General features: G+C 62.8%; 12 protein-coding genes. 3 read left to right on the top strand and 9 right to left on the bottom strand.

Annotated features, from left to right (window positions below; translation table 11 throughout):
* Positions 1 to 120 precede the first annotated feature (120 nt).
* Together QVE23_RS07930 and QVE23_RS07925 are read left to right on the top strand one after the other, a co-directional pair.
* A complete protein-coding gene (locus QVE23_RS07930; protein ID WP_287967892.1) occupies positions 121 to 870 on the top strand; it encodes a GNAT family N-acetyltransferase in 750 nt (249 codons plus the stop codon).
* 98 nt (positions 871 to 968) lie between these two features.
* Entirely contained in the window at positions 969 to 1,727 is a 759-nt protein-coding gene (locus QVE23_RS07925) for a helix-turn-helix transcriptional regulator (RefSeq protein WP_287967890.1), read from the top strand.
* Between the two features lie 75 nt (positions 1,728 to 1,802).
* On the opposite strand, the gene QVE23_RS07920 is transcribed toward QVE23_RS07925, so the two are convergent.
* From QVE23_RS07920 to QVE23_RS07905, 4 genes are all read right to left on the bottom strand, one after another.
* The gene (locus QVE23_RS07920; protein ID WP_051319917.1) at positions 1,803 to 2,051 is read right to left on the bottom strand and encodes a DUF6514 family protein; all 249 of its coding nucleotides are present in this window, start codon (positions 2,049 to 2,051) and stop codon (positions 1,803 to 1,805) included.
* A gap of 109 nt (positions 2,052 to 2,160) precedes the next feature.
* Positions 2,161 to 2,757 carry a ribonuclease M5 gene (locus QVE23_RS07915; protein ID WP_136890650.1) on the bottom strand — a complete coding sequence of 199 codons (597 nt, stop codon included), beginning with the start codon at positions 2,755 to 2,757 and terminating at the stop codon, positions 2,161 to 2,163.
* Complete coding sequence (gene holA, locus QVE23_RS07910) at positions 2,754 to 3,809, bottom strand: DNA polymerase III subunit delta (protein WP_021749854.1); 1,056 nt, start codon at positions 3,807 to 3,809, stop codon at positions 2,754 to 2,756. The genes QVE23_RS07915 and holA overlap by 4 nt, the downstream gene beginning before the upstream one ends.
* Before the next feature lie 9 nt (positions 3,810 to 3,818).
* Positions 3,819 to 6,068 (bottom strand): DNA internalization-related competence protein ComEC/Rec2, encoded by a 2,250-nt coding sequence (locus tag QVE23_RS07905; protein ID WP_119311035.1) that lies wholly within the window; start codon positions 6,066 to 6,068, stop codon positions 3,819 to 3,821.
* A 396-nt stretch (positions 6,069 to 6,464) separates the two neighbouring features.
* Between QVE23_RS07905 and QVE23_RS07900 the strand changes: the two genes are divergently transcribed.
* Positions 6,465 to 7,919: an S-layer homology domain-containing protein gene (locus QVE23_RS07900; RefSeq protein WP_287967889.1), complete on the top strand. Its 1,455-nt coding sequence runs from the start codon at positions 6,465 to 6,467 to the stop codon at positions 7,917 to 7,919.
* A 133-nt stretch (positions 7,920 to 8,052) separates the two neighbouring features.
* On the opposite strand, the gene QVE23_RS07895 is transcribed toward QVE23_RS07900, so the two are convergent.
* The 5 genes from QVE23_RS07895 to alaS form a co-directional block, all read right to left on the bottom strand.
* Entirely contained in the window at positions 8,053 to 8,391 is a 339-nt protein-coding gene (locus QVE23_RS07895) for a histidine triad nucleotide-binding protein (protein ID WP_021749307.1), read from the bottom strand.
* A 2-nt stretch (positions 8,392 to 8,393) separates the two neighbouring features.
* Entirely contained in the window at positions 8,394 to 8,591 is a 198-nt protein-coding gene (locus QVE23_RS07890) for a DUF4250 domain-containing protein (RefSeq protein WP_025544731.1), read from the bottom strand.
* Positions 8,592 to 8,649: 58 nt separating this feature from the next.
* The gene (locus QVE23_RS07885; protein ID WP_119311037.1) at positions 8,650 to 8,994 is read right to left on the bottom strand and encodes a TIGR04076 family protein; all 345 of its coding nucleotides are present in this window, start codon (positions 8,992 to 8,994) and stop codon (positions 8,650 to 8,652) included.
* Positions 8,991 to 9,614: a hypothetical protein gene (locus QVE23_RS07880; RefSeq protein WP_287967887.1), complete on the bottom strand. Its 624-nt coding sequence runs from the start codon at positions 9,612 to 9,614 to the stop codon at positions 8,991 to 8,993. Before QVE23_RS07880 ends, QVE23_RS07885 begins: the two co-directional genes overlap by 4 nt.
* A gap of 74 nt (positions 9,615 to 9,688) precedes the next feature.
* Positions 9,689 to 11,559: alanine--tRNA ligase (gene alaS / locus QVE23_RS07875; RefSeq protein ID WP_287967885.1), on the bottom strand; the 1,871-nt coding region annotated here is incomplete at its 5' end.

The raw sequence follows: 11,559 nt of genomic DNA, 5'->3' as shown, positions 1-11,559 counted from the left end.
TAAGATAAACCTGCCGCTGGCAGCGCCTTTGGCGAACCGGCAGGACAGTTGCGTTCTTCCGCCGGATCTGGTACGATACGAAAAAAAGGCCGGCGTCTCCGGCGGAAAGAGAGCGTCTGTATGGAACCGGGATTCATCGATCTGACGGCGGAAAACATCGCCGATCAGCACCTGTGCTGCATCATCCGCAGCAAAAAGCCCCACCCCGGCGTGGAGGCTAAACGCCGGTGGCTGGTGGACCGCCTGCCGGAGGGGCACGTCTTCCGGAAACTGGATGTCAAGGAAAAGGTCTTTATCGAGTACGCCCCTTTGGAGACCGCCTGGGTCCCTGTAGAGGGGGACAACTATCTGTACCTCTACTGCCTCTGGGTGGCCGGTGCATACAAGGACAAGGGGTACGGCCGGGCGCTGATGGAGCACTGCCTGGCGGACGCCCGGGACCGGGGAAAATCCGGCATCTGCATGCTGGGGGCGGAAAAACAGAAGGCCTGGCTCTCCGACCAGTCCTTCGCCCGGAAGTACGGCTTTGAGACGGTGGATGAAACGGGCTATGGCTACACCCTGCTGGCCCGATCCTTCGACGGTACCCTCCCCCGCTTTACGGACCAAGCCAGGGCGGGGACCATCGGTGAAAAGGCGCTGACGGTCTATTACAGTGACCAGTGCCCCTATGTGGCCAACAGCCTGGAGATCATCCGGCAGGTGTGTGGAGAGGCCGGGGCTCCGTATTCTCTGGTGCCTGTGGACACATTGGAGAAGGCCAAGGCTCTTCCCTGCGTGTTCAACAACTACGCCGTGTTTTACGGCGGTGCCTTACAGACGGTGAACCTGCTGGACGCCGCTTCTCTACGGCGGCTGCTGAAGCGGTAAAGCTGCCCTTTTCCGCCGCCGCAACCGATTGTTGCCGGATAGTTGGTGGTCAAAGGAGTTGAATTCTGGTAGCATAAAGTCTGAAAGGAGGTGTGTCCATGACCACGCTGGGTCAGCGGATCAGGGAACACCGCCGACGGGCAGGCTTGTCCCAGGAGGCTCTGGCCCGCCGGATGGATGTCAGCCGCCAGGCGGTTACCAAATGGGAGTCCGGCCAGAGCGCCCCCAGCACGGAGAACCTCTTCCGCCTGGCGGAGCTCTTCGGCACCACGGTGGACCTGCTGCTCCCATCAGAGGAGGCGGACGCTCCGGCGGCAGAGGCACCTCCACCCCTGTGGTCCCGGAGCCGCCGGCGTCCCCGGGTCCTGGCGGCTCTGGCGGTAACTGCGGGGTATCTTGTCTTTTACCTGCTGGGCCGCATCCTCTGGTGCCCCCTGGAGGACAGCTCCCTGCTGGGCTGGCTGCTGTGGGAGCGGCCCAGCGGCGGGGAGAGCTATCTCTACGGCTGGCTCCTCAGCAGCGGTCTCTTCTGGTGGGCCATGGCCCTCTCCGCCCTGACGGCGCTGCTGGGGCGGTACCGGCTCTCCTGCACCACCTGCGCCTATTTTCTCATTGGATTTTTGATGGGGCTGGTTCTGGGGCCCCACCCGGCGGGAGCGGCCATGGGACACGGGCACTACGGCTGGGCCTTCTGGGGATGCATCTATCTGCTGTCCCTCCCCATGGGGCTGCTGGCGGAACGGGCGGGACGGAAGGGCGTGACGTTCGCTTCCCGCCGGGGACGGCTGCTGGCGGCGGGACTGGTCCTGTGCCCGCTCCTGTCCGCCGTTCTGGCGGCGTTGGCAAAAGCGCCCTGAAATTTGTAAAAAGAGTCCGGAGAGAATGCACACCCTGCATCCTCTCCGGACTCCTTTTTACGGCCGGACTGCACGCTATTCCAGCAACCAGTCCTCCACCACATCCCGCGCCGCGACGGGCGTCACGCTCCCCCGCATCAGCTTGGACAGCAGCGACAGGATCCCAGACTGCGAGGCGGTGATCCCCGGGATCTCCGTCCGCTCCCCGCCGCTCTCCACGCGGATGCCGTAGCACTCCCAGAGGGCGTCCCACTCCTCCACCAGCAGAAAGTAGTCCACCGGTACGCCGCGGCACGGCCTTCTTCCTACCAGGAAGGCCCGCACCTCGATTTCCTCCTTCTGTCTGTTGTCACACACGAACAAAAAAATTGTAGCACTGCCGTTTGGGGGAATGCTGTCGAACCCTGTCGATGGCCCGGCTTCCTCCCGCTTTTTACTGAGTTTTCACCATTCGGGAAAGGAACTCCTCCCGGCTGTATAACAGGTTCAACGCCTCTAACATGCCGTTGGGCGTCAGGTGCTCCGGCAGGTCCAGCTGCTTCAGCAGCGCCCGGCGCTTCGCGGCGCTGTCGGTTCCGCCGGTGAGGCCCAGGGCGAACAGATCCGCCTTGGTGATAGGGTCTCCCGGACACTCCGTCGCCCCCTCGTCGGCGAAGGTGGCGCCCGCCCGGCGCAGGGCCTCCAGCAGCACGGCGGGCCTCATACCCTCCACGCCCAGCTTGCCCTCTTTGCCGGGGGTCCGCTTGCGGCGCTCCTTGCCTGGGATGTCCGGGATATATGCCTGCTTCACCCGATCCTGTGGGAGGGCACCCTTCAGATAGTTCCGGATGACGAACCCTGCCCCATCGCTGTCCGTCAGCACGATGAGCCCCCTCTGCTCCGCCAGGCGGCGGAGAAAGGCCAGCTTCTCCCGGTCGTTGAACACGGCGAAGCCGCCCAGTGTGATGATGGTAGCGTCCACCACCTGACTGAGGGCGTTTTTGTCGTAGCGGCCCTCTACCACAATGACCTCTCGGATCGCTTTCTTCATCGCCGCTGCGCCCCCAGACGCACCAGCAGCAGCTTCAGCTCGCCCACGGCGTCCACGCCCTTCTCGCTCTTCATCCGCCGGTCCAGCACCTGGCACATCTGCACCGCGTCGGCGCACCAGGCGGCCGTGGTCTTTTTGGCGGCGGAGAGCAGGAGTTTGGCCGGATAGTCGCTCTTCATCTCCCACAGCTCCATGAGCCAGTATTTGTCCTTGCCGCTGTCAATGGCCATCCGGGCGGTATAGATGCGCCGGAGCTGGCTGCCCAAAGCCGCCAGGATCATGATGGGCTCTGTCTGCATTTTCAGCAGATCCCCCAGGATGCGGGCCGCCCCGTCGTAATTCCCCTGGAGCACCGCGTCGGACAGGCGGAACACCTCCGCCGACAGCACCGGATCCGCCACAGCGTCGATGTCCTTCTGGGTGATGGCCCTGCCTTTGGCATAGGCGCCGATCTTTGCGATCTCCGGCACCAGCCCCGTCATCAGACCGCCGCAGGTGAAGATCAGGTACTCCGCCGTCTGACGGTCGATCTCCTTCCCCAGGGCCTTGAACCGCCGGGCGATCCACACCACCAGGTCGCTGTTGTCCGCCGGACGGAACTCCACCGCTTCCACGTGGTCGGTGACGGCCTTGTACAGCTTCTTCATGGTGCGGTTGGGCTTGTATTCCACCGTGTCGTAGAGGAACACCACGCAGCAGTAGGGCGGCACATCCTCCAAAAAGGCGATCAGCTTTTCCCGCTGCTCCTCGTTCAGCTTGAACAGGTCGAAGTCCGACACCACGATCAGCGTCCGCTCCGCCATCATGGGCATGGCCTCCGCCGTCTCTGCCAGGGTCTGGACCGTCAGGTCCTTCCCCTCCAGGGTGTGGTAGTTGAACTCCTCAAACCCGGCGGGGACCAGCTTCTTCCGCAGCTCTTTGAGATAGTACTCCCGGAGATACGTCTCCTCCCCGTAGAAGATGTAGGCGTTCCCCGCCGTTCCCGCGGCCAGGTCGTTTTTCAGTTTCTGAAAGGCCTCGTTGGCCTTGGATGTCTTTTTCGCGTATGCCATGGTGTCTCCTCAATTCACAGATAGATGGACGGTACCCTGCTTGTCCGTCCGGTAGATCTCCACGTCTGCCAGCACCAGGCGGCGGAGGGCGTCCTCCGTGGGGTGGCCGTAGCTGTTGTCCCCCACGCTGATGATGCCCGTCTCCGGCGTCAGGGCCTCCAGCAACTCCTTCGAGGTGGAGGATTTGGAGCCGTGGTGGCCTACTACCAGGGCCTCGATGTCGGGCAGATCATGGTCGGCGATCAGCTGCCGCTCCGCCGCCATGTTCCGGTCCCCGGTAATCAGCAGGTCGTAGTCGCCATAGGTGCACAGGACGGCCAGCCCCTGTTCGTTGTCGCCCTCCACGTCCCCCGGCGGGTAGATGGTGAGGCTGCTCTCCCCCAGGGTGTAAACCGTCTCCGCCTCCACGTATTGAATGTCCACGCCGTGGTTCCGGGCGGCCAGCTCCACCCGGAACCGCGCCCCTGCATCGTCGGACACGTCCGGCAGGAGCAGAGTGTCCACCCGCGCTCTTGCCAGCAGCTCCGCCACGCCGGAGATGTGATCGTAGTCATAGTGGGTCAGAATCAGATAGTCCAGCGTCCCACAGCCCATGGTGGCCAGGTGATCCGCCGCGATGCCGCCGGCGTCGTACCAGCTGTTGCGGCTGCCGCAGTCCACCAGGGCAAATTTCCCGCCGGAGGTCAGCAGCACGCTCTCCCCCTGCCCCACGTCCAGCACATAGGCGTCCAGGCCGCCCCGGGTGTAGTGGGGCGCGCCCAGCCGCACCGTCACCGCCAGGGATACCGCCGCCAGCACACCGGCCACGGCATACTTCCGCCGGGCCTTGGGCCGCAGGAAAAAGGCCGCGGCGAAGAGGACATACAGAAATACCAGCCAGTATTTCAGATACGGGTTGGTGAAGTACAGGGCGTGGTGGGGGACAGACGCCAGAACCCCGGATATCCAGAGGATATACCGGGTCAGCAAAGCCGGCACGAAACCGATCACCGTCCCCAGGGGTACCCAGAGGAAGCTCGCCAGGACTGCCCCAAGCCCCAGCGTGAACACAAGGCTGGAGGCTGTCAGGCACAGCAGGTTGCTTACCGGAGAGATCAGTACCAGCGACCCGAAGTAGACAGCGCACAAGGGCACCGTGAATGCCATGGCCCCCACGGTGGCCGACAGGCTGGAAACCAGCAGTCGGCAGACCTTCCCACTCGGTCTCTCCCCCAACAGCAGGTCCTGGAGCTTCGGCGTCAGCCAGAGAAGCCCCGCCATGGCTCCGAAGGACAGCTGCAGGCTGATGGAGGCCGCCGCAAAGGGGTTCGCCAGCAGGATCAAAAACAGGGCGGCGGACAGCGTGGTGGGCGGGTCGCTGTCCCGCTGAAACAGGGGTGCCGCCAGCACGAACACCACCATGATGCAGGCCCGGACCACCGAGGGACTGGCCCCGGTCAACAGCGTATAGAACATCAGGACGGGCAGCGCCAGCGCCGCCGCCAGACGGTGCCGGTGCCGTCCTGTGAGCAGCAGAATCAGCGTCATCAGAAAGCCGCAGTGCAACCCGGACACGGCCAGGATGTGGCTGAGTCCCGCCTCCGACAGGTCGGACCGGGCTTCTTCCGACAATCCGGACGTGTCCCCGGTGAGGATGGCGCTGAGGAACGCGGCCTCATCTCCGTCAAACAGCGCCGTCACCCGGTTCTGCATGGCCCGGGCCGCATGGGCGGGCCACCACCGTGGCGAGCCGGCGGATCCCTCACCGTAGACGGCTTCGTCTCCCCGCTGGTAGGCCAGCAGGAACACTCCCTGAGCGGTGAAGTTGGTAATGGTATCCTCCCGAAGCCGGGCGGAATCCTGAAATTTCACCTGTGCCGCCACTGTCTGTCCCGGCTCCAGATCCAGCAGGTCCGCCCCGCCGTAGCAGACCACCTTGCCCAGGGGAACCCCCTCCAGCTTCACTGTCACCTTGGCGCCGTAGTCCGTGGGGACGGCGTACTCCAAAAGAGTCATGGAAGCGGTGCCCTCGCTGCCGGACAGGGCCGCAAGAGGCGCCCGTACAGCATAGCTGTACAGCCAGTTCCACCCCAGGGCCAGGGCCAGCCCCGTGCCCACCAGCAACACCCGCTTCCGCCAAAGTCCCGGCAGCAGCAGGGCGAGGCAGGCCGCGGCAAAGAAAACTGCCGCCACGGGCAGAAGAAGCCTCTCCGGCAGCAGATACTGGGCCAGACAGATCCCCAGAGCGAAGGACACGGTGAACGCGGCCAGCTTGCGCATGGTCTCTCCTCTTTTCCATCCTGCCAAACAGCTCGTCCAGCGGCTGCCCAGAACAGCGGGCAGGCTGCAAAAGAGCCGCAATTTTGCTCTCTCCGCCGGATCCATGCATAGGCCGCCGGGATTCACGGCACCTGCGCCGTTGCCCCGTGTCAGCCCTTTGGCCGGACGCGCTTTCTCCCAATGATTCTGCTTTCCCGCCTCGCCCCAGCCGATCACAGCTGTTTGGAAAAATGGGGAAAGAGAAACCATTTGGGTACATTATACCGGGAACCGGCGGGAAATACCAGCCCTTTTTCCATAAATCATGTTCCCTGCTCTTGACGGCTCTCTCCGCCCGGCGTAAGATAGCAGTAATCAGTGGAAATTCTTCCACCAAAAAAGAGAGGAGCGTTGATCATGAAACGCATTCTGACCATACTGGCCGCGACCTTGCTGCTGACTGCGGCAATGGCCGGGACCGCCTCCGCCTCTTCCTACGACTCCGTTGCGGAGGAATTGTCCGCCATCGGCGTGTTCCGGGGCACCGCCGGCGGCTTTGAGCTGGACCGCGCCCCTACCCGTTCCGAGGCCGCCATCATGCTGGTGCGGCTCTACGGCGCCGAGGACGAGGCCAAAGCCGCCTATGAGGCGGGAGAGATCTCCATGCCCTTCACCGACGTGAGCGAAACCGCGGCCCCCTCCGTCGCCTGGCTGTACAGCCAAGGCATCACCAACGGCACCTCCGCCACCACTTTCGGCGCATCCAGTCCGTGCAGCGCAAAAATGTATTGCGCCTTCCTGCTGCGGGCACTAGGCTATGAGGACGGCGTGGACTTCCTGTACGCAGACACGCTGGACTTCGCCATGCTCCACGGCCTGTTCAACCTCTCCATGCTGGACGCCGCCCCCTTCCTGCGGGACGATCTGGCTGCCGTCACCTACCAGGCCCTGGGCGCTGATCTCAAGGACGGCAGCACCTATCTGCTGGCCAGCCTGGTGGAGAGCGGCGCCATTGACGCCGAGGCCGCCCGGCCCATTACCGAGAAAATCGAGGCCTACCGGGCCCTGACCGCCGCCAGCCAGGCCTCCTCCACCGGCATCGACGCGGACTATACCATGAATATGGGGATGGACATTGCCGTTGACGGCTCCGATGGGACCGAGACCATCCACGAAACCATGTCCGTGGCCGTCTCCGGAAACGGCCGCATCCAGATGATTCTGAAAGACCCGCTCCAGCTGGCCATTTCCATGAACATGAACATGGAATCCAACACGGCAGGCGCCGGCCCCGATGTGACCATGCAGGATCAAGTCTCTGTTCAGGAGTGGATGCAGGACGGCTGGGTCTATATCCAGGAGGAGATGGACGGAACCACAGACCGGTACAAATATCCGGTTGGCAACATGGACGGGTTCGCGGAGTTTTACCAGGAGATGCTGCAGATCAGCGGCCAGATGAACAGCATGATGCTGCCCATGATCGACTCCATCGACGTCTCCCGCACGGGCTCCCGCACCGTATACACCATGAAGATGGATGACAGCCTGAACAGCCTTCTGGAGGATCTGCTGACGGCCTTGCAGGAAGAGCTTGCCGCCATGGAGAGCCCGGTGGACCTCACCGCAGATCTGCAGAGCTGCACATACGTCTACACCGTCGGTTCCGACGGAGAGCTGGAGTCCTGCACCGCGGACTTCGACCTGGATCTGGTGCTGGGCCTGCCTGTCACGGAGACCGAAAATGCGCAGATTACTGCCAAGCTCCAGATGATGGATGTCAACGCCACCGGCGATGATGTGCGCATCTCTTATCCCAGCTTCTCCAACTTTGAGGACCTGACCCCGGCCCTCTCCGGCGGTGAGCTGTAACCCCCCCTTCTAATTCAGTAAGAGAGCGCCGCGAGCAAAGCTCGCGGCGCTCTCTTATGCTCCAACGGACGGCAAATCAGGAAATTGAAATCATTTTGCCTCAGCGGTACAGTTGCCCCTCTCGAAGGCCGCATCAGCCCGGAGGCCACGTCATATCTCTGCCGCTCAGTACATGGAAGTGCAGATGAAACACGCTCTGCCCCGCCTGCTCGCCGATGTTGGAGACCACCCGGTAGCTGTCCAGCCCCTTTTCCTTTGTCAGCTTGGCAATGACCTCGAAGATATGAGCCACCACTGTGCTGTTGTCTGCGGTGATCTCAGACACAGAGCCGATGTGGGCCTTGGGTACCACCAGGAAGTGGGTGGGTGCCTGGGGATCAATGTCATTGAAGGCGTAGCACACGTCGTCCTCGTAGACCTTGCTGCTGGGGATCTCCCCGGCAACGATCTTGCAGAATAGGCAATCGGACATTTTCAAACCTCCTTTGATGTGATCGGTATAAACTGATGATAAACGGGATCGTAGCGATAGTCAACCCCCGCCAGCGTCTCCCGCAGGGACTGCTCGTCCGCATCCAGGGACGCGCACAGATCCTCCAGGTCCGCATACTGGTCCCGGAGGCGGGCGTTGAGGAAGCTCAGAAGAATGTAGGGGTCCTTGGGCAGCAGCATGGCAGCCCCCTTTCTCTGTAAAGGGAAATTACTTGCGATATTCTGAAAGTAAATAATTTTACCGCACGGGTGTGTAGTTGACGGATGCTTCCTCCTCTGTGGTCTCCAGCTTGAAGATCACGGGGCGGAGCCCATCGTTGCAGGAGCAGATGGCCACGCCGGGCCTGCGGATCCAGTCGCCGTAATAGAACAGACCCTCTCCCGCCCCGTGGGCCAGGGCGAACACATACTGATAGATAGCCTTCCAGGCCTCGTCACAGAGGCCATCCGGCTTGGCGTAGTCGGCGTAGAACACCTGGCCTTCCCGCAGCATGGGGCAGGGGCCCAGCCCTTCAGCGCCGTATTCCGCCGCCAGCTCTTCATCCAGGGTGGTTTTCAAGACGGTGATCTTGACTTTTTTCATGGATCGTCCTCCTGGTAAAGATCAAATGTGATAGGTGGAAATTCAAACAGGGGCTTTTCCTTCCTCTGCATCCCCCGCTTGGGCTTCTCCAACCCCAGTGTGTCATAATACGCGTCGGAGAAATTCAGGACCGACGGGTCAAAGCCCGTCTGGAGCTCCTTCACCCGCTGGAATGGGTCCCGGGACCGGATGTGGAATGTCTCCGCCAACAGGTCCAGGGACGCGTCCCGGCTCTTGAAGTCCTCCTCGCAGCCCGGCCAGGTGTTGGCATCGTTGTCCTCCAGAAGCTTCCGGAACCGGGTCGCGTCCAGCATGAAGATTTGCGCCAGAGGACTGGTACATTTGCAGTAGAGCAGATGGGACACAAACTCCCGGAAGTCCGCCCCCACCGGCAGCACAAAGGTGCCCTCTTCTGCCAGCTCCGGCTCCACGCAGTACACCGCCTCATCCCCCGGCAGGAGGACGAAGTGCGTCCCGCAACTGCCCCAGCCAATGATCTCGGCATTTTCCGGGGTACAGAAATACCGTACCGGGTCGGCGCCTGTCTCCGGTTCCAGCTCCAGCATGGAGAAGTCCAGAGGCAGGCCGAAAAACGTCTTGACGTCCTCTCGAGTTGACATAAAGTTCTCCCACTCCACTCTGCTCCCGCCAGGCCTTTGCCCGGCGAGGCCCCGGGGAAGGTGTCATCTACAGCTTACTTCAGCTTTTCCGCCACAAAATCATCCACGGTGGCCAGTGCATCATCCAGCTTCAGCAGGTCACTGCCGCCGCCCATGGCGCTATCAGGCTTGCCGCCGCCCTTGCCGCCGCAGATGGCGCAGACACTCTTCACCAAGTCGCCGGCCTTGATGCCGCGCTTCACCGCCTCGGGACCGCAGACTGCCAAGAAGGTGATCTTCTCCCCATTGGCAGAAGCCAGCACTGCCACAACATCCGGGGCCTTGTCCCGCAGGAAATCGCCCATCTGCCGCAGGGCGTTCGCATCCATGCCGTTACGGATAGCGGTCAGGACCTTCAGGCCGCCCACGTTCTTGGCGGCGGTCAGGAATTGCCGGGCCTCGCCCAGGGACGCCTCGGACTTGAACTTCTCCAGCTCATGGCGCAGCTCCTTCATCTCCGCTGCCTGCTGCTCCGCCTTGGCGGCCAGCTCACCGGGTGTTGTCTTCAGCACTTGAGCGGCGTGGAACAGCAGCTCCTGATTCTTGTTCATGGTGTCCAGGCTCAGTCGGCCCACCGTGGCCTCGATCCGGCGGACGCCCGAGGCGACGGAGCCCTCGGACTTGATGCGGAAGGGACCGGCCTTGGCGGTGTTGTCCAGATGGGTGCCGCCGCAGAACTCCATGGAGAAGTCGCCCATCTCCACCACGCGGACGATATCGCCGTACTTCTCACCGAACATGGCCACGGCGCCCTTCTTTTTGGCCTCCTCGATGGGCAGCACCTCCGTCGCCACGGGGTAGCCCTCCAGGATGGCGTCGTTCACCAGCTTGTCGATCTGAGCCAGCTGCTCCGGGGTGATAGCCTCAAAGTGCGTAAAGTCAAAGCGCAGCCGGTCCGGCTCCACCAGGGAGCCCGCCTGATGCACATGGTCGCCCAGGACCTTCTTCAGGGCAGCGTCCAGCAGGTGCGTGGCGCTGTGAGCTCGCATGATGGCCTTCCGGCGCTCCACGTCGATGGATGCGGTGACGGTCTCCCCCACGCTGAGGGTGCCGGAGACCACCTTGCCGGAGTGCATGAACTTGCCGCCCTTGTTCTTCTGAACATCCGTCACCTGGAAGGTGCCATTGGGTCCCTGAATGGTGCCGTGGTCTCCCACCTGGCCGCCCATCTCGGCATAGAACGGCGTCTGGTCCAGCACCAGGATGCCCTCCACGCCCTGAGCCAGCTCGTCCCGCAGTTCCCCGTCGGCCACCAGGGCCAGGACTCTGCCCTGCTCGCTGGAGCGATCATAGCCTACGAACTCCGTGGCGGGCATGTCCTTGCCGAACTCGATGCCTGCCCAGCCCAGGTCGCCCAGGGCCTCCCGGGCCTTGCGGGCGCGGACCTTCTGCTCTTCCATCAGAGCCTTGAAGCCCTCCTGGTCCACGGTCATGCCGGCCTCCTCCGCCATCTCCACGGTCAGGTCGATGGGGAAGCCGTAGGTGTCGTACAGCTTGAAGGCGTCAGCGCCGGAGAACACGGTCTCCCCCTGGGCCTTGTGGGCGGAGAGCATATCGTCATAGATCTTCATGCCGGCGTCCAGGGTCTTGGCGAAGTTCTCCTCCTCCGTGCGGATGACCTTGGTGATATAGGCTTGCCGCTCCCGCAGCTCGGGATAGTGGCCCTCGTTCTCATGGACCACGGTGTCGCACACCTCATATAAGAAGGGATGGTTCACTCCCAGCAGCTTGCCGTGCCGGGCGGCCCGGCGCAGCAGGCGGCGCAGCACATAGCCCCGGCCCTCGTTACTGGGCAGAACACCGTCACAGATCATGAAGGTGGCGGAGCGGATATGGTCGGTGATGACCCGCAGGGAGACGTCGATCTTGTCGCTCTGCTCGTACTTGGCGCCGGTGATCTCGCTGA

Origin of the sequence: Oscillibacter sp. KLE 1728 (genome assembly GCF_934833455.1) — a bacterium.
GTDB classification, from domain to species: Bacteria; Bacillota; Clostridia; order Oscillospirales; family Oscillospiraceae; genus Oscillibacter; species Oscillibacter welbionis.
Note: the sequence above shows the minus strand (reverse complement) of the source record. Positions and strands in the feature narration are given on the sequence as shown.

Bases quoted from the DNA above. Each gene is read 5' to 3' on its own strand.
- QVE23_RS07885 (WP_119311037.1), bottom strand. From the start codon at position 8,994: ATGAAAAAAGTCAAGATCACCGTCTTGAAAACCACCCTGGATGAAGAG.
- QVE23_RS07880 (WP_287967887.1), bottom strand. From the start codon at position 9,614: ATGTCAACTCGAGAGGACGTCAAGACGTTTTTCGGCCTGCCTCTGGAC.
- QVE23_RS07895 (WP_021749307.1), bottom strand. From the start codon at position 8,391: ATGTCCGATTGCCTATTCTGCAAGATCGTTGCCGGGGAGATCCCCAGC.
- QVE23_RS07930 (WP_287967892.1), top strand. From the start codon at position 121: ATGGAACCGGGATTCATCGATCTGACGGCGGAAAACATCGCCGATCAG.
- QVE23_RS07900 (WP_287967889.1), top strand. From the start codon at position 6,465: ATGAAACGCATTCTGACCATACTGGCCGCGACCTTGCTGCTGACTGCG.
- QVE23_RS07890 (WP_025544731.1), bottom strand. From the start codon at position 8,591: ATGCTGCTGCCCAAGGACCCCTACATTCTTCTGAGCTTCCTCAACGCC.
- holA (WP_021749854.1), bottom strand. From the start codon at position 3,809: ATGGCATACGCGAAAAAGACATCCAAGGCCAACGAGGCCTTTCAGAAA.
- QVE23_RS07915 (WP_136890650.1), bottom strand. From the start codon at position 2,757: ATGAAGAAAGCGATCCGAGAGGTCATTGTGGTAGAGGGCCGCTACGAC.
- QVE23_RS07905 (WP_119311035.1), bottom strand. From the start codon at position 6,068: ATGCGCAAGCTGGCCGCGTTCACCGTGTCCTTCGCTCTGGGGATCTGT.
- QVE23_RS07925 (WP_287967890.1), top strand. From the start codon at position 969: ATGACCACGCTGGGTCAGCGGATCAGGGAACACCGCCGACGGGCAGGC.